The 18186-nt window shown below is 62.1% G+C and carries 12 protein-coding genes and 3 pseudogenes; 1 reads left to right on the forward strand and 14 read right to left on the reverse strand.

Going from position 1 to position 18186, the window contains the following annotated elements; genetic code table 11:
• Window positions 1–278: 278 nt before the first annotated feature.
• The 6 genes and pseudogenes from OMP40_RS33390 to hisS all read right to left on the reverse strand — a co-directional run bounded on the left by OMP40_RS33390 (window position 279) and on the right by hisS (window position 7508).
• Window positions 279–1596: pseudogene (locus tag OMP40_RS33390) on the reverse strand (replication-associated recombination protein A).
• A 98-nt stretch (window positions 1597–1694) separates the two neighbouring features.
• On the reverse strand, window positions 1695–2738 hold the full coding sequence (locus OMP40_RS33395; RefSeq protein ID WP_277537731.1) for a CotH kinase family protein: 1044 nt from the start codon (window positions 2736–2738) through the stop codon (window positions 1695–1697).
• A 173-nt stretch (window positions 2739–2911) separates the two neighbouring features.
• Window positions 2912–3355: a hypothetical protein gene (locus OMP40_RS33400; RefSeq protein WP_277537733.1), complete on the reverse strand. Its 444-nt coding sequence runs from the start codon at window positions 3353–3355 to the stop codon at window positions 2912–2914.
• Between the two features lie 233 nt (window positions 3356–3588).
• Window positions 3589–4348 (reverse strand): annotated as a pseudogene (locus OMP40_RS33405) (tRNA threonylcarbamoyladenosine dehydratase).
• A gap of 32 nt (window positions 4349–4380) precedes the next feature.
• Window positions 4381–6225, reverse strand: coding sequence for an aspartate--tRNA ligase (aspS, locus tag OMP40_RS33410; RefSeq protein WP_277538198.1), 1845 nt, complete (start codon window positions 6223–6225; stop codon window positions 4381–4383).
• Between the two features lie 2 nt (window positions 6226–6227).
• The gene (gene hisS, locus OMP40_RS33415; RefSeq protein ID WP_277537735.1) at window positions 6228–7508 is read right to left on the reverse strand and encodes a histidine--tRNA ligase; all 1281 of its coding nucleotides are present in this window, start codon (window positions 7506–7508) and stop codon (window positions 6228–6230) included.
• Between the two features lie 567 nt (window positions 7509–8075).
• Between hisS and OMP40_RS33420 the strand changes: the two genes are divergently transcribed.
• Window positions 8076–9128 (forward strand): NAD(P)/FAD-dependent oxidoreductase, encoded by a 1053-nt coding sequence (locus tag OMP40_RS33420; protein WP_277537737.1) that lies wholly within the window; start codon window positions 8076–8078, stop codon window positions 9126–9128.
• A gap of 247 nt (window positions 9129–9375) precedes the next feature.
• On the opposite strand, the gene OMP40_RS33425 is transcribed toward OMP40_RS33420, so the two are convergent.
• The 8 genes and pseudogenes from OMP40_RS33425 to OMP40_RS33460 all read right to left on the reverse strand — a co-directional run bounded on the left by OMP40_RS33425 (window position 9376) and on the right by OMP40_RS33460 (window position 18161).
• Window positions 9376–9546, reverse strand: a complete 171-nt coding sequence (locus OMP40_RS33425; RefSeq protein WP_277537738.1) for a hypothetical protein — start codon at window positions 9544–9546, stop codon at window positions 9376–9378.
• Window positions 9547–9668: 122 nt separating this feature from the next.
• Window positions 9669–10113: pseudogene (gene dtd / locus OMP40_RS33430) on the reverse strand (D-aminoacyl-tRNA deacylase).
• Window positions 10114–10189: 76 nt separating this feature from the next.
• Window positions 10190–12382 (reverse strand): RelA/SpoT family protein, encoded by a 2193-nt coding sequence (locus OMP40_RS33435; protein ID WP_277537740.1) that lies wholly within the window; start codon window positions 12380–12382, stop codon window positions 10190–10192.
• A 119-nt stretch (window positions 12383–12501) separates the two neighbouring features.
• Window positions 12502–13665 carry a sensor histidine kinase gene (locus tag OMP40_RS33440; protein ID WP_277537742.1) on the reverse strand — a complete coding sequence of 388 codons (1164 nt, stop codon included), beginning with the start codon at window positions 13663–13665 and terminating at the stop codon, window positions 12502–12504.
• A 277-nt stretch (window positions 13666–13942) separates the two neighbouring features.
• Window positions 13943–14623, reverse strand: a complete 681-nt coding sequence (locus tag OMP40_RS33445) for a response regulator transcription factor (protein WP_277537744.1) — start codon at window positions 14621–14623, stop codon at window positions 13943–13945.
• 36 nt (window positions 14624–14659) lie between these two features.
• Window positions 14660–15754, reverse strand: a complete 1095-nt coding sequence (locus tag OMP40_RS33450; protein WP_277537745.1) for an ABC transporter permease — start codon at window positions 15752–15754, stop codon at window positions 14660–14662.
• A gap of 69 nt (window positions 15755–15823) precedes the next feature.
• Entirely contained in the window at window positions 15824–16522 is a 699-nt protein-coding gene (locus OMP40_RS33455) for an ABC transporter ATP-binding protein (RefSeq protein ID WP_277538199.1), read from the reverse strand.
• A gap of 7 nt (window positions 16523–16529) precedes the next feature.
• A complete protein-coding gene (locus OMP40_RS33460) occupies window positions 16530–18161 on the reverse strand; it encodes an efflux RND transporter periplasmic adaptor subunit (RefSeq protein ID WP_277537747.1) in 1632 nt (543 codons plus the stop codon).
• Window positions 18162–18186 lie beyond the last annotated feature (25 nt).

Here is an 18186-nt window from a genome sequence, read left to right on the forward strand (position 1 = left end):
CTGCCCCCCTAACGGAGAACAGGTGCACCTCCTTTAAATTCAAAAAACAAAGACAACGACGAAACGTTCCGATTAATAATCTAAGCTTAGTCGATGTTCGGCTGCCGCGTCAAACGCAGCATCGGGCCGAAAACGGGAGAAGAAGCGGTCCGACCGGCCTTGAATCCGCTCCTATGCGGCTTGAATGCCCCTTAAAGGCCTCATATCCCGAATCCTGGCCGTTTGGACGCGGATCAGGCTTGTCGGCTTGTCCCGATTTGGCGATGCGGCAAGCTTTGTCAGGTCCGTTCGGCCTTTCTGCGGCGCATTTGGTTCGTACGGATCCGTTCCTCCATCCCCTGCTCGGTCGCCTCGTAGAACGTCTTGCTTTTTAGCTTATCCGGCAAATATTGCTGCTCGACATAGTGCCCGGGAAAATCGTGCGGATACTTGTAGCCGACATGCCCAAGCTTCTTGGCTCCGCCGTAATGACCGTCGCGCAGATGCATCGGCACCTCCGCCGATTTGGTCTGCTCGAACGACGCTTCGATCTTGCCGATCGTCACCGCCAATGCATTCGACTTCGGGCTCTCGACCGCGAACAGGATCGCCTGGGCGACGATGTACTTCGATTCGGGCCAGCCGATCCGGTGATACGCCTCCATCGCGCTGACCGCCTGCACCATCGCCTGCGGATTGGCCAATCCGATATCCTCGCTGCAGGCGACCGTCAGGCGGCGCAAGAACGTCATCGGATCCATGCCAAGCCGTTCGACCGCATACAAAAACCAGTACAGCGCCGCATCGCTCGATCCGCGCACGCTCTTGTGAAAAGCGGAGAGCACGTCGTACTGCGTCGACTCGTCCGCCTGGATCGTCGGCTGGCGGATCGACTCCTCCGCGACCTCGAGCGTTACCCGAACGGAGCCGTCGGGCTCGGAAGGCGTCGTGACCGCCGCCAGCTCCAGCGCCGTAAGCGCCCGCCTGATGTCGCCGTTCGCCATCGACGCAATATGGTCCAGCGCCTCCTCGTCGACGTGCAGCTTCATAAAGGCCAGGCCCTTGACCGGATCGGCGATCGCCCGCCGCATGGCCTCCAGCGAATGCGCCTTGGTCAACGCCTCCAGCCGGAACAACGTCGAGCGCGACAATAGGGCGCCGTTGACCGAATGGTACGGATTTTCCGTCGTCGCCCCGATGAACACGATGATGCCCTTCTCGACGGCCGGCAGCAAGGCGTCCTGCCGCGCGCTGTTAAAGCGATGCACCTCGTCGAGAAACAGGATCGTCTTGCGCCCGTACATGCTTTTGTTGCGCTCCGCCTGTTCGATCACCTCGCGCACGTCCTTGACGGACGCGTCAACCGCGTTGAGCCGGACGAAGTCGCCCTCCGTGCGCTTCGAGATGATGTGCGCGAGCGTCGTCTTCCCCGAACCCGGGGGGCCCGAACAGCAAAATCGACGTGACCGCATCGCCTTCGATCGCTCTGCGCAGCAGCTTGCCCGGTCCAACGATATGCTCCTGACCGATATATTCGTCAAGCGACTCCGGCCGCATCCGATCGGCGAGCAGCCTGGCGGCAGGTCGCTTTTCATCTGCATAGCTGAACAAATCCATCGCATTCCCGCCTTTCTCCATCTCTACATTTTATCAGATGGGACTCGGGACCGGAAGAGACAAGGGAACTGGCGTTCTCTTCGGCAGCGCCGTTAAGTTTATAATCGCTTCAAGTCCCTGTACAAAACGGCGCGCCTGTCGCGAATGTACTGCCGAATCGTCTGCAGTTCATCGAAAAAACCGGCGTATGCGCCTCTCGCAAGGCGTTCCGCTCGCATGTACGGAGCGATATCCCGATGCAGCTTCTCGGCGCGGGGCATGATCGAACGTTCCGTGAACGCGGTTCCGAGCAAGGCTCGAATCAGCTTTTTATAGCGCTTCCTGTATGCCTTCTCGCTCAACAGCTTTCGCGTCAGGGCGTTGTAGCCTTCGATCTCCACGAGGTCCGCGCCGACCGGCTTTCCGAAGCAATTGCGTCCCCATGTCCCCTCGTAATCCCAAGGCGCCATCGACCAACGGCCCGAGGATCTGTTCCCGAAGATCGCGTAGTTCTGGTCGAAGCCGTCATAATTGCCCGTGAGGACGGCGCCGGCGAGCCACCGCAGGTAATTGTCGATATCGAGGCGGGACGCCAGATAGGCAGAAGCCTGCGCCGGCGTCCTCCGCCGGTGAAGACCGGCGATGAACCCGCGCAGCCGCTCCCGCTCGGCGCGACCGCCGAAGCGGTACTCGTAGCCGTCCAGCAGCGACGCGCGCGGAGCCGCCCTGAAGTCGGCGCGGTCGTTGACCGCGTAGAACAGGCTTGATGCGCGCAGCCCCCTTCTGCGGAAAAAGTCCGCGTCCACCGCCTCGATCTCCAAATATACGCCGAGCGGCGCGCCGTTGAGCGCAAGGAGCACGTGACGAGCGGAAGGGCTGGGCACCCCGATGCGTTCCAAAAACCAAAAGGACAGCGCATTGCGAATCATCGAAGGATCGTCGAGTTCCGCATTGTAATGGCGCGTTCCTTTGGACGAGACGACCTCGAACGACCGTTTCGGATATGCCCTCGTATGTCCTCCCCTGTAGCGGACGCCGACGGACGCCGCGCCTGCGCCCCAGCCCTCGATCGTCGCGGACGAGAAGCGCCCGCTCCATAGGTTGTGTTCCATGTCGGACAATTGCCGATCCGAGATGCGCAGCATTCTGACGGGTAAGGGCACAAGCCTCGCCTCCGCTTCGGGCCGCTCGCCCTCTGGAATATGGATAGCCTATTCGGGCAGCGGGCGAACGTGACTGCTCCGTTTTTCAAGCGCGTTTTCCAGTAAAAGAAAACCGCCATCCGAAAACGATGGCGGCTTGCGAAAACTTAAAGAAGATCGATTATAGCCTGGAGTTAACGCGGTTTCCGTCTGCGTTTGGCGGATGCCGTCGCAGCGGTGCGGTGCGAATGAGAGCCGGTATACGAGCGATGATCGCCGTCGTGATCCGGTCCCGGTCCGCCGCCGATGCCGCCAAGCGAACCAAGTCCGGACGCCTCGCCCCATCCGAGTCCGCCTTCAAGACCGCCTAACCCGCCGATGCCCCCAAGCCCGCCAAGGCCGCCGAGCCCATCGCCGGCCGGTTCGATCGGCTCCGGACGAACCGCCCCCGCGCCAGCGCTCGTATAATGATGGCTGCGGTGATGGCTCCGGTGATGGCTCCGGTGCTCGTCGGGATGCCTGCGGCGCGGTTTGCAGCGGCATTTTTGAGGGGGCCTGCGACGCTTTTTGGGATGCGGCTTGCGGCAGCCGGATGCGAGCAGCACGTTTTTCCCGTCAGCGGAAGATTGAATGCTCATGACGCTACACCTCCATACGACAAGGATGATCCAGTGTATGAAGGACAGCTGCGGAGTGACAGGGACAATGGCACAATTTGGGCGCGATCCGCGCAATATGTTTTCGCCTTGTACGAACGCGCCGCCAAAAAAGCGCAAAGCCTTCCGCGGAGGCTCCTTGGAGACTTCCGGGAAGGCTTTGTCGCTCATTCGCTTTTCGCAGCTCGGTTCCGACAGACTGGAGATTCAGGCGTCTACTCCTTTTTCCGGCCAGCCTCCACCAGTTCTCTGAAGACGACGCTCACCATAATGAGCCCCGCGACCGGCGGCACGAAGGCATTGCTCGACGGCGGCTGCTGCGCTTTGCGGATTTCCTTCGGCGCCGTATCCGGGACGATGCGCTGGGTCACGTCTTCCCGGGGCTTGATCGGATCTTCAGTTGAAAAGACGACCTTGACGCCTTTTTTTGATGCCCTCTTTGCGGAGCTTCGTGCGGATGACGCGCGCGATCGGATCGACCGCCGTCTTGGAGATGTCCGCGACCTGAAATCGGCTCGGATCCGTCTTGTTCGCCGCGCCCATGCTCGAGATGACCGGGATGCGGCGCTCCAGGCACTGCTTGATCAGATGAATTTTGTAAGAAATCGTATCGGAGGCGTCGACCACGTAGTCGAGCGGATATTTAAACAGCTCTTCGTACGTCTCCTCCGTGTAAAACATCTTCAGCGCGATCGCGTCGCATTCCGGGTTGATCAGCTTGATGCGGTCTCGCATCAGCTCGGCCTTCGGCTGACCGACCGTCGTCGTGAGCGCGTGAATCTGCCGGTTGACGTTGGTGATGTCCACGACGTCCTTGTCGATCAGAATGATGCGCCCGATGCCGGACCGGGCGAGCGCCTCGGCGGCGATGCCGCCGACGCCCCCGATCCCGAGCACGGCGACCGTGCTTCCCTTGAGCGTCTCGAGTCCCTCGGGTCCGATGGCTAGCTCCGTGCGCGAGAACTGGTGCAGCATTGGATCGCTCCTCCTTGGGCGTTAGGCTCCGCTTATTCCTTGACGGCGGCCGGCTCCGCGACGGCATCGGCGTCGGACTGCCCCGCAGGTGCGGCGGCCTTCGCCTGGGCGGCGAGCGCCTTCGCGGACAGGCGGATATGCAAGTCCTCGAGTTGCTTTTGCTCGACGCCGGAAGGCGCGTCCGTGAGCAGATCCGTCGCGCTCGCCGTCTTCGGGAAGGCGATCGTCTCGCGCAGGTTCGTGCGGCCCGTCAGCAGCATGATCAGGCGATCGAGGCCGAAGGCGATGCCGCCGTGCGGAGGCGTGCCGTAGTCGAACGCGTCGAGGAAGAAGCCGAAGCGCTCCTTCGCTTCCTCGAGCGTGAAGCCGAGCGCGGCGAACATCTTTTCCTGCACTTCGCGGCGGTAGATCCGCATCGAGCCGCCGCCGACCTCATAGCCGTTCAGGACGATGTCGTACGCCTGCGCGCGAATCGCGCCCGGATCGGTGTCGAACAGCGCGACGTCTTCGTCGCGCGGACGGGTGAACGGGTGATGCTCTGCGACAAAGCGCTTGCCCTCTTCGTCCCAGCCGAGCAGCGGGAAGTCGACGACCCACAGGAACTTGAACTTGGCGTTGTCGATCAGCCCCAGATCGCGGCCGACCTTCAGGCGAAGGTTGCCCATGACATCGGCTGCGGTCTTCAGCTTGTCCGCGGAGAAGCAGAGCAGGTCGCCGTCTTCGACGCCGAGACGTTCGGTGAGCGCGGCGATCTCTTCAGGCTTGAAGAACTTGACGATCGGTCCCTTCCATTCGCCGTCCTTGACGGTGATCCAGGCGATGCCCTTGCCGCCGTAGCGCGCGGCGAACGGCTGCAGGTCGTCGAGCTCCTTGCGGCTCCAGCTCGCGCATCCCTTGGCGTTCAGCGCCTTGACGACGCCGCCGCCTGCCGCGACCGATGCGAACACCTTGACGTCGCTCGTCTTGACGATGTCGGTGACGTCCTCGATCTCGAGTCCGAAGCGCAGATCCGGCTTGTCGGAGCCGTACTTGTGAATCGCGTCATGGTAGGTAAGCCGCTGGAACGGCGTCTCGATCTCGGCGCCGATCGTCTCGCGGAACAGGCGCGCCATCAGCTCTTCCATCATGCCGAGCAGCTGGTCCTGCGACAGGAACGACGTCTCGATGTCGACCTGGGTGAACTCCGGCTGGCGGTCGGCGCGAAGATCCTCGTCGCGGAAGCAGCGCGCGACCTGGTAGTAGCGCTCGATGCCGCCGATCATGAGCAGCTGCTTGAACAGCTGCGGCGACTGCGGCAGGGCGAAAAACTCGCCCGGATGAACGCGGCTCGGCACAAGGTAATCGCGCGCGCCTTCTGGCGTGCTCTTCGTCAGAATCGGCGTCTCGACGTCGAGGAAGCCGTGCTCGTCGAGGAAGTCGCGGAACACTTTGGTCGCCTTCGAGCGCAGGTACAGCGTGCGCTGCATCTCCGGGCGGCGAAGGTCAAGGTAACGGTACTTCAGGCGCAGCGATTCGTCCACCTCGACGCCGTCCTCGATCGGGAACGGCGGCGTCTTGGCGCTGTTCATGATCTCGACTTCGGTCACCTGCACTTCGATCTCGCCGGTCGCGAGGTTCGCGTTCACCGTCTCGGGATCGCGTTCGACGACCTTGCCCTTCACCGCGAGCACGTATTCGTTGCGCGCGCGTCCGCCGAGCTCCAGCGCGTCGCCCGAAAACTCGGGGTTGAATACGATCTGCACGATCCCGCTGCGGTCGCGGAGGTCGATGAACAGAATGCCGCCGAAGTCGCGCCAGCCCTGCACCCATCCGTTCAGCACGACCGTTTGTCCTACGTGTCCCTTCGTCAGCTTGCCTGCGTCAAACGTTTTTAGCATCGTCATTGCGCTAACCCCTCTTCGTCGTGTTCGTTCCATTGGCGTACAGCCTCGGCGATCGCCGCAATCGGCACCTGGCGCTGTTCTTGCGTCTTCAAGTTTTTAAGCCCGACCTCGCCGCGGGCGAGCTCGTCGTCCCCGATGACGGCAGCAAAGCGCGCGCCGATGCGATCTGCGGCTTTGAAAAGCGTCTTCGTCTTGCGGCCCTGGTAGTCCTTGTCGGCCGACAGGCCGGCTTCGCGCAGCCGGTAGAGCAGTCCCGGCGTCTCCCGCTCCGCCCGTTCGCCGAGCGCGATCACGAATACGTCGACGGCGGGTCCGAAGTCAGGCTTCGCGTTCTGGCTCTCGAGCAGCATGACCGTGCGCTCGAGTCCGATCCCCAGACCGACGCCCGGACGATCCTCGCCGCCGATCTGCGAGACGAGGCCGTTGTAGCGGCCCCCGCCGCCAATCGTGTCGATCGCGCCGATGCCCTGCGCCTTGTACTCGAACGCCGTGTGCGTGTAGTAGTCCAGGCCCCTCACGAGACGCGGATTCACCCGGTACGGGACGCCCATATCGTCCAGATATTGCCGTACGCGCGCGAAGTGCGTGCTGCAAGCCTCGTCGAGACTGTCCAGAATCGAAGGCGCGCCTTCGAACTTGTCCTGGTCCACCTTGCAGTCGAGCACGCGGAGCGGATTGCGCTCCATGCGCGACTGGCAGTCCTTGCAGAGCGTATCCTTGATCGGACGGAGGAAGCCGAGCAGCGTCTCCCGGTAGGCCGCGCGCACCTCGGGCGTGCCGACCGAGTTGATGTCCACGGTCACGCCGGTCAGGCCCACTTCCTTATAGAAGGAATAGCCGAGCGCCACGACCTCGGCGTCGAGCGCCGGATCTTCGGACCCGATCGCCTCCACCCCGAACTGGTGAAACTGCCGGTAACGGCCGGCCTGCGCCCGCTCGTACCGGAACATCGGCCCGATATAGTAGAGCTTGGACAGCTCGGGTTCGCCGTACAGCTTGTTTTCCACATACGCGCGGACGACGCCAGCGGTGCCTTCCGGACGCAGCGTCATGCTGCGGTCGCCCTTGTCGACGAACGTGTACATCTCCTTCTCCACGATGTCCGTCGTCTCGCCGACGCCGCGCTGGAACAGCTCGGTCGCTTCGAATACGGGCGTACGGATCTCTCTGAACCGGTACTTTCTGGCGACGTCCCGCGCGGTCCGCTCGACGTATTGCCATTGCTCGGACGCGCCCGGCAGGAAGTCCTGCGTGCCCGGCGGCTTCTGGAATGCCATTGCTGCACCACCCTCTCGAATTCGTCAAAAAAAAGCTCTCGTCCCGGACGGCGCATCGCTGCGCCATCCGGGACGAGAGCTACAATATGCTCCCGCGGTACCACCCGTCGTTCGAACGCGCGCTGCCGCAAGGATGCGGAAACGATCGCGATCGCTCTCAAAACCGGTTAACGCCCGGCCGACGCCTGCTCGCTACTGATCGCGGAATGCCGGCGCACGCGCATAAGCGCATTCGGCTCTTCCGCCCGTTCGCGGGAGGTTCTCGGAGATGTCGTTCGTCCGGTCATCGGCGGATCGCTCGCAGCCTGTAGGCGATCCTCTCTGGAGAAGTGGGTCCGGAGTACTTGTTCCCGTCATGGAATCCATGGCTTGATACAATTGAGTTTCATTTTACCCTTCGGCGGGCCGACGTGTCAAGTAATGGCCTCCATTCGAAAAGATTGTGAGCGCAATTGATCAATAACGATTCTCATTCTCATGAGAATATGGTACCATAAAGGAAAAGAGTCCTGCGGACTGCCTGCAGCCCGGCTCAATACGCGACCCTAAAGGAGCGATCGATCGCTTATGCAACCGAACGTATTCGACGTCACCATCATCGGCGGAGGCCCGGCCGGGCTGTACTCCGCATTTTATAGCGGCCTCCGCGAAATGAAGACGAAGCTGATCGAGTACCAACCGATACTCGGAGGCAAAGTCAACGTCTATCCGGAGAAAATGATTTGGGACGTCGGCGGCCTCACGCCGGTGACCGGCGAACAGCTCGTCAAGCAGCTGATTCAGCAGGGCCTTACTTTCAGACCCGAAGTCGTCCTGGGAGAGAAGGTCACGTCCATCTCCAAAAACGAGGACGGTCTGTTCGTCCTGTGCACGCATTCGGGCGACAAGCACTATTCGAGGACCGTCATACTGGCCGTCGGCGGCGGCATCCTGAAGCCGACCAAGCTGAACATCGACGGAGCGGACCGGTTCGAAGTTTCCAATCTCCATTATACCGTCAAGTCCCTCTCCCGTTTCAAAGACAAGGTCGTGCTCATCTCGGGCGGCGGCAATACGGCGATCGATTGGGCGAACGAGCTGGAGCCCATCGCTTCCAAGGTATACCTGACCTACCGCAAAGAAACCTTGAAGGGCCACGAAGCCGAGATTACGAAGCTGAACAGCGGCACCGTCGTCTGCCTGCTGAACACGGCGATCGACAAGCTGATCGCTTCGGACGATCACGACGCGATCCGCAGCGTCCTGCTGAAGAACGTGGAAGACGCGACTACGGTCGAGCTTCCGGTCGACGAAGTCATCATCAATCACGGCTACGAGCGCGACAGCGATATGCTCGACAAGAGCGACGTCGACGTCAAGATGAGACCGGATTGGGGCATCGACGGCACGCCGATGAGCGAGACGTCCGTACCCGGGCTCTATGCGGCCGGCGATATCCTGGCGCACGACGGCAAGCTCCATTTGATCGCGGGCGCCTTCCAGGACGCGGCCAACGCCGTCAACAAGGCGAAGCAATATATCGCGCCGGACGCGCACGCCCAAGGCATGGTCTCCTCGCATAACGACGTGTTCAAGCAGCGCAACGCGGAGCTGAAGAAGCAAATGTTCGCCAAGCAATAGCGCCGCCGCACTTTCATCGAGAAAGAAAGAGCCCGCTCGGGATCCGAGCGGGCTTAAGTTTGTTGCTTTATAGAAAAAGGGGGGTCACCAACTATATTAGTCGGAATTCATTAAGGGCGGATGAAGGTAACATTACGGGTTTGTTACAAATGCGCGAGTCCGGGCCGTCCATGCGCGCAGATCGATGCGCCGCGCGCGATAACCCGGCCTGCGGCAAACGCTCTTTCGAACCGGCGCGAACCGGGCGTCATCCGCGCTTCGGAAGGCGAGGCCGAAGGCCGCCGTCCGCGGACGTTTCCCGGGGCGCGAGCTCCGCCGCGAACTCCTCGCCCATCAACGACTGCGCTTCGCGTCGATCCGCGCCCGGCAGCGTCCTGCCCGCCCGGTCCATCCGCGCTTCCTTCGGAGACTGGCGCATACGATCGGCTCCTTTCCATGATCAAAAGAGTAACGATACGTAGTGTTGCCCCAGGTTTCCGTTTCCATTCAGTCTCCGCCGACGCGCGTCCGCATTAACCGGTCCCCTTTTCCGCAGAAACGTCATTCCTTCGTATCGAGAATCAGCGTCACCGGACCGTCGTTCGTCAGCGTCACTTCCATCATCGCGCCGAACGATCCGGTCTCGACGGTCAAGCCGGCATCGCGCAGCAGCTCGTTAAAGCGGTCGTATAGCGCGGAAGCCGCCTTCGGCCTCGCAGCGCCCATGAAGTTCGGGCGTCTCCCCTTGCGGGTATCCCCGAACAGCGTGAACTGCGAGACGGACAAGATCGCGCCCCCCGTCTCCTTCACCGACAAATTCATCTTGCCCCCCTTCGTCCTCGAAAATGCGCAGCCCCGCGATCTTGTCCGCCAGCCAAACGGCGTCCCGTTCTGTATCCTCGTGGCCGACGCCGACGAGCAAGAGCAGTCCCGCTCCGATCTGCCCGACCGTTTTCCCTTCGATATCGACGCGGGCTCCGGACACGCGCTGCAAGACGACTTTCATCGTTCAATCGCTCCTTTTACGCATAAACGGCGACCGCATCGGCCGCCGCAATGATCGTTATTATGGGTTGCCTCCGCTATTGCATGAGACGCTGCACGGAGAAGATGTCCTTGATCCGCTTGATCTTGTCCACTACGTTCTGGAGATGCTCCTTGTTGCGGATCAGAATCGTCAGGTGCATGATCGCGACCTTGTTGCGGTCCGACCGGCCCGAGACGGCTGCGATATTGGTCTTGCTCTCCGACACGGTCTGCAGCACCTCGTTGAGCAGCCCCCTGCGGTCGTGACCGAGAATCTCGATCTCGACGCTATAGCTCGCCTCGACCTCCTCGCACCACTCGACCTCGATGACGCGCTGCGCCTCTTCGCCTTCGGCGGCCGTCGGCAGGTTCTGACAGTCCGAACGATGGACGGATACGCCACGCCCGCGGGTAATATAGCCGATAATCGGGTCGCCCGGCACCGGGTTGCAGCAGCGCGCGAAGCGGACGAGCAGATTGTCGACGCCTTTGACGCGCACGCCGCTCGACGTGCGCGGCCGGTTCGCCGCGGCCGAAGGCGCGCGGACTTCCTTGACCTCGCTCGTCAGCTGGATCTGCTGGGCTTCCTCGGCTTCCCTGCGCAGCTTTTCGGTCAGGCGGGTAACGACCTGCGCGGCCGTGATGCCGCTGAAGCCGATCGCGGACATCATATCGTCGGTATCGTTAAACGTGAACTTGCGGGCGGCCTCGAGCAGTTTGTCGTCGGTCATCCACTCGGAAGGCTCGAGTCCCAGACGCTTCAGCTCGCGCTCGATGGCGTCCCGGCCCTTCGCGACGTTTTCCTCGCGCTTTTCCTTTTTGAACCAGGCCCGAATCTTGGCGCGGGCATGGGAGGACTGCGCGACCTTGAGCCAATCCTGGCTCGGGCCGTACGAATGCTTGGAGGTAAGAATCTCGACGATGTCGCCGGTCTTGAGCTTATGATCGAGCGGGACGATCCGGCCGTTGACCTTGGCGCCGATCGTCCGGTTGCCGACCTCCGTATGAATGCGGTACGCGAAGTCCAGCGGCACGGCGCCGGCCGGCAGCTCGTATACTTCGCCTTTGGGCGTGAACACGAATACCAGGTCGGTGAAGAAGTCCATCTTCAGCGACTCCATGAATTCAGCCGCGTCCCGCGTCTCCTGCTGCAGCTCGATGATCTCGCGGAACCAGTTCATCTTGTCGCCGAAGCTGCCCGCCACGTTGCCGGAATCCTTGCCTTCCTTGTACGCCCAGTGGGCGGCGATCCCGTATTCGCTCGTGCGGTGCATGTCCCAGGTTCGGATCTGCACCTCGGTCGGCTCGCCCGTCGGACCCACGACCGTCGTATGGAGCGACTGGTACATGTTCGCCTTGGGCATCGCGATATAATCCTTGAAGCGGCCGGGCATCGGCTTCCAGAGCGTATGGATGATGCCCAGCGTCGCGTAGCAGTCCTTGACATTGTCTACGAGAATGCGGATCGCCAGCAGGTCGTAGATCTCGTTAAACTGCTTGCCGCGCTCCGTCATCTTCTTGTAGATGCTGTAAATGTGCTTGGGGCGGCCCGAGATATCGCCCTGGATGCCCATTTCCTCGAGCTTCTCGCGGATCTTGTCGACAAGTTCGGAGATGTACTGCTCGCGCTCCGTCCGCTTTTTCTTCATCAGGTTGGCGATCCGGTAATATTGCTGCGGGTTGAGGTATCGCAGCGCGATATCCTCCATCTCCCACTTGATGGCGCTCATCCCGAGCCGGTGCGCGATGGGGCAATAGATCTCCATCGTCTCGTGCGCGATGCGCCGCTGGCTCTCCTCGGACTGAAACTTCAGCGTCCGCATATTGTGCAGGCGATCCGCAAGCTTGATGAGGATGACGCGGATGTCGTTGGCCATCGCGACGAACATCTTGCGGTAATTCTCGTTCTGCTGTTCTTCCTTGGAGCGGAACTGAATCTTCTCCAGCTTCGTGAGACCGTCCACGAGACCCGCGATCGTCTCGCCGAATATGCCGCGCACGTCCTCGACCGTCACGGTCGTGTCTTCGACGACGTCGTGCAGGAGCGCCGCTTCGACGGTGACGACGTCCATCTGCATCTGCACCATGATCTCCGCGACCGCCAAGGGGTGGAGAATATAAGGCTCGCCCGATTTGCGCAGCTGCCCCCGGTGCGCCTCGTCGGCGTATTCGTAGGCCTCCCGGATGCGCTCTAAGTCCTGTTCTTTCATGTATGTCGACGCTTTTTCAAGCAGCTGCTCCATGCCCATGCCATGTTCCTTTCCGCTCCGGGCCTGCGCAAAAAAAAACGCGGGCCGCCGCGAATCGTGAGGTATTCCTTCCATTATGCCTCTTGGCGGAGGGAACCGTCAACAGCCGGCGAATGCCGTCAGACGCCGTCGCGGGTCGAATGGGGCGAATAGGACGGCTGCTCCGCCAGCGGCAGCGAGAACTTGAACACGGTGCCTGCCCCTTCGACGCTGTCGACGGAGGCCGAGGTACCGTGCTTCTCGAGCACGAATTGGACGATGGCAAGGCCCAGGCCGCTGCCCGTTCGCGCGGATCGGGCTTTGTCGGATTTATAGAAACGCTGCCAGATTTTATCGAGCTCTTCGCCGGGGATGCCGACGCCGCGGTCCCTTACGCTAATAAGCGCACGTTCGCCGTCGCGAATCGCCTCGACCTGCACGGTCCGGCCGTTCGGCGAAAACTGGATCGCGTTCAGCACCAAGTTCGCGAGCGCCTGGTCGATCCGGTCGGGATCCGCCCGCACCCACAGATCCTCCGCGTCGCCGATCAGCTCGAGCTTGATCCCCCTGCGTTCGGCGTCGGGGGACATGCGGGCGAGCAGGCCGCGGATCCAGCTGCTGAGATTGTATGGCACGGGGGAGATCGCAAGCTGCCCCGCTTCCATGCGCGCCACGTCGAGCAGATCGTTCACGAGCCGGTTCATCCGCTGGGTCTGCTCGCGGACGAGTCCCAGGTAATGCATTTCTTTGTCCGGCGGCACGGCGCCGTCCAGCATCGCCTCGACGAAGCCGCCGATCGAGGTGAGCGGAGACCTGAGATCGTGCGACACGTTGGCGAGAAACTCTCTGCGCATCCGGTCGAGACTGCCCAGCTCGGCGGACATCCGGTTGAGCGACGTGGCCAATTCCCCGATCTCGTCGCGATGGCGGTCCGGCAGCCGGATGTCGAACTTGCCTTTGGCGATGTCCCCGGCCGCCTGCGTCATGCGCCTGAGTCTCGCCGTCATGCTGCGCGAGACGATGAGCACCATGACCGTCGAGACGACGAGCATCGTAATCATAATGTTGCGGAACAGTCCGCTGAATACGTTGAAGTCCTGCTGAAACGCCTGCGAGACGACAAGAATCGTCTGCGCATTCCAATTCGCGTCGCCGCCGACGGGCCCTGCCGCGATGCGAACCTTGCCTCCCCCCGACGCGTCTCCGGGCCGCCAGCGCTTGTCACGGGCCCCCAGCGTCTCCTTCAGCGCCTGCGGATCGATATCCACGGTCCCGCCGGCGTTCGGATTGCCCGACTGCAACACAACCTCCCCCGGCGCTATTGAGGATCACGATCGTCCGGTTCGGCCCGCCGCTCATCTGGAGCGCCGACGTCAGCTGCGCCCGGCTCCACCGCTCCCTGTACGCGCTACGCACGAGCGCCGCCGTCACGTCGAGCTGCCGCGCTTCCATCTGATCGTTGCGATCCCGGAGCTGCGACCGAACGAGGCGGTCGGAGACAAAAAACGTGATGGCGAAGGAAATGAGCAAAACGGCAAAAAAAGGCGAGCAGCAGCTTGACGGTAATGCCGCCGTACCGCCTCATGCGCCGCTCACCTCGAATTTGTAGCCGACGCCCCTTATCGTTTCGATCCGGTAATGCGCCGTCATGCCGATTTTCTCCCGGATTCTTTTGATGTGCACGTCTACCGTGCGCGGATCGCCGTCGAATTCGTAGCCCCATATCCGGTCCAGCAGCTGATCTCTGGTGAACACTCGGCCGGGAATCGAAGCGAGCAGATGCAGCAGCTCCATCTCCTTCGGCGGCAGCGTGAGCTCCGATCCGCAGCATTCGACGATATAGCGGTCCAGGTCGATCGTAAGGTCGGGGATCCGGATCGGCTCGCGCGCGAATCCCGGCATCGTGCGCCGGAGTACGGCGCGCACGCGCGCCATCAGTTCCTTCGGATCGAACGGCTTCACGAGGTAATCGTCCGCGCCGAGCTCGAAGCCCTTGAGCTTGTCGTAGCTCTCGCCCTTGCCCGTCAGGATGATGATCGGCGTCGCGCGCTCCGCGCGGATCTTGCGGCAGACTGCCCAGCCGTCCAGGCCGGGCAGCATGAGGTCCAGAATGACGAGATCGGGCGGCATGGAGGCATACAGATCCCAGCCGTCCTCCCCGTCTCCGGCGACGTCGAAGCCGAAGCCTTCCCGCTTCAGGTATAAGCCGATCAACTCGCCGATGTAAGGATCGTCTTCGATGACGAGAATGTGCGCGGACAACCGGCCTGCCTCCTTTTATTCTGGCTATCGATTCGATTATTGCCGCAGCGCTTCGACCGGATCGAGGCGGGAAGCCCGTCGAGCCGGCAGGAACCCGAACAGTACGCCGACGCCGATCGAAAAGACGACCGCAATCGCCATAATATCGACGGAAGGCGAAGCGGGCGAACCCATCATGTTGCCGACGAATTTGGAGCCGCTCGCCCCGACCGCCACCCCGGCGATGCCGCCTAGCAGGCCAATCATCGAAGCTTCTACGAGAAACTGGAACAGAATGTCGCGCTGCTTGGCTCCAAGCGACTTGCGGATGCCGATCTCCCTCGTGCGCTCCGTGACTGAGACGAGCATCATGTTCATGACGCCGATGCCGCCGACGAGCAGCGAGATGGCCGCCACGTAGGTAAGCAGCGTCGACACCGAAGTCGATACCGACGTGATCGTCTCGAGCAGGTCCTGTTGGTTAAATACATTATAGCTGTCTTCGTCGTTGCGGAAAAAGGATTTGAGATTGCTTTCGAGCGCCGTCTGCACCTTGTCTACGTTCTTCTCGCTGTCGACCTGCACGTAGATCGTGCGGATCGCGTCGGTCTGAAGCACGACGCGCGCCGTGGACAGCGGCACGATGACGACGTTGTCGCTCGAACCGTTCGTCGTGCTGCCCTTCGAGGCGAGGACGCCGACGATCTTGTACGGAATGCCGTTCAGCGAAATTTTGCTGCCGACCGGGTCGCTCAGCTTCAGCTCGGTCGCGACCTCGGATCCGACGACGGCCACCTTCTGCTTGAACGAATCGTCGATGTCCATGATGAAGCGTCCTTGCGCGACCTCGTAATCGCGTATGTCGGCGAAGGCCGAAGTCGTCGCGTTGACGGACGCGGAGTAGGTCAGCGTGCCCGACTTCGCGGTCACGTTGCCGCTGATGTTCGGCGCATAGCTCTCGACGTTGTCAACGTCCGCCAGCGACTGCACGTCGGTAGGCTTGATGCTGGTAACCGCGCCGCGGCCGACGACGTTCACGGTCAGCATGTTCGTGCCGAGGCCCTGAAGCTGGCTCTTGACTTGCTCCGAGGTGCCGTTGCCGATCGCGACCATGATCGTCACCGACGCGACCCCGATCAGAATGCCGAGCACGGTGAGCAGCGTGCGAAGCGGCTGGGCGCGGACGCTCCCCCCAAGCCATGCGGATGCCTTGGCTCAGCTTCATGAAGCGACGCTCCTCTCTTCGGTCAGCTTGCCGTCCTGGATGCGCACGACGCGCTGCGCCTGCTCGGCGACCTTCGGATCGTGCGTGATGAGCACGATCGTATTGCCTTCGTCGTTCAGCTCCTTGAGCAGCCCGATGACATCCCGGCTCGTCTTGCTGTCGAGCGCGCCCGTCGGTTCGTCCGCGAGCAGCAGCGGCGGCCGTCCCGCGAGCGCCCTGGCGATGGCGACGCGCTGCTGCTGACCGCCCGACAGCTGGTTCGGGACGTGGTACATACGCTCGCCAAGGCCTACTTTCTCAAGCGCCTCCTTCGCGAGCGCCCGGCGTTCGCGGCCGGACATGCCGCGGTATACGAGCGGAAGTTCGACGTTATCGATCGCCCGCAGACGAGGGAGTAGATGGAAGCTTTGAAAGATGAAGCCGATCTTGTTGTTGCGAATGCTCGCCAGCTTATTGTCGCTGAGCTTGCCGATCTCCGCGCCGTCCAGCGTATATTTGCCGCTGGTCGGCGTGTCGAGGCAGCCGAGCACGTTCATGAGCGTCGACTTGCCCGAGCCGGACGGCCCGATGATCGCCATGAAGTCGCCCTTGTTGACGGTAAGCGTAATGCCGTCGAGCGCGTTCAGCGTCTCTCCGGCCAGCGTGTACTTCTTGAATACGTCCTCCATGATGATCAGTGGAGAGGGCGCGGACATGCTCATGTCATCGACCTCCCGCAGTGCCTGTGCCTGCACGGGCGCCGGTACCGCCGGTGCGGTTGCCGCCGCCTGCGCCGCCAAAGTTGCCGCCCCCGAAGTTGCCGCCGCCCGCAGGGAACGCGCCGCCGCCCATTTGGAAGCCGCCGCCCATGCCGAATCCCGTCTGCTGCTGGTTGCCGGAGTTCGTCGATACCGTCACCGGGATCAGTACCGTCTGGCCTTCGGTCAGCCCGGTCAATACTTCGACTTGCGCATCCGTCGTGATGCCGACGGTAATCTCCTTAAGCGTAAAGTTCGCGCTTGCCGCGCCGGCAGCCGTCTGAGCTTGGCCGCTTCTCGCGAAGCCGCCGCCAGCAGCGCCATAGCCGCCCTGACGTCCTGCGCCTCCGTAGCCGCCTTGTCTGCCCTGGCCGCCATAGCCGCCTTGCGAGCCCGCCGCGTTTCCGCCAGCCGCATTGCCGCCCGGGGCCGCGCCTTCCTGAGGCATGCCTTCCGGCCTCTCGCCGCCTGCCGCCTGACCGCCTGTCGCCTGACCGCCTGCCGTCTGATCGCTTGCCGCTTGGCCCCCAGCCGCTTGACCGCTCGCTGCCTGACCTCCCGCGGCTTGATCGCCGCCTTGCGTCCGACCCTCTGCGGCTTGCCCGCCTGCTGCCTGGCCGCCTGTCGTTTGCCCGGGCGCCGTTTGCCCCGTCGTCGTACCGTCCGCCGGAACGCGCACGAAATACCTCGTCCCCATCTGCGTCACCGCTTCGACCGACACGAGCAGCGCGTCCTGCTTCGACTCGATAACGACGTCGACGCTGCCGTTCATGCCCGGCATGACCCCATCCGTTTTATCCAGGCTCACCGTGACGGGGAACGTCGCGACGCCGTTCGTGGAGGTGCCTTCCTTGGCGATCTTCGTCACCTTGCCCGTGAACGTCTGGCCGCTGAGCGCATCCATCGTAATGTTCGCGGTTTGTCCGAGCTTCAACTGCGAGATATCGAGCTCGTCCGCCGAGATCTGAATATCCAGCTTGTCGTAATTCACGATCGTGAACGCTTCGAGCTGGCCGTTCACCGCGTCGCCGTCCTTCACGTTCACGGCCGTCACCGTACCGTCGATCGAGGCGACGAGCGGATCCGGCGCTTTCGCTTTTTCCTTCGTATCTTGCATATCCAGCTGCGTCTGCTTGATATTTAGCTGAATCGTTTTGATGCTCATCTCCGCCGACTCGATATCGGCCTGCTCCGCGCCGGATATTTGCAGAGACTTCCACTTTTCCTGGGCTTGCTCCAGCTGCATCTGCAGCTGCTCCAGGCTTAGCTCGGACTTGCTGAGGGACAGACTGACGTCCTCGCCCTCGAACGTTGCGAGCACAGCTCCCTTTTTGACCGTCTGTCCTTCGGTTACGTTGACCTTCTCCACCGTCGCGGCGACGGACGGCTTCACCGTCTCCGATTCGCTGACTTCGACCGCGCCGCTGCCGGAGACGCTCTTGGTGATTGTTCCTTTGGTTACCCGGGATTGGGTGAAGGTCGGACCGCTCGTCGCCGCCTTCGTATCCTTGGACGTATACCACCAATAGCCTCCGCCGCCGGCCGCGATCAGGCAGACGATCACGATCCAGGCGATCCACTTTCCGCGCTTCCTCATCCTAGACGACCTCCTATGTACGATA

It is taken from the genome of Cohnella rhizosphaerae, from assembly GCF_029525575.1.
Classification (GTDB): Bacteria; Bacillota; Bacilli; order Paenibacillales; family Paenibacillaceae; genus Cohnella; species Cohnella rhizosphaerae.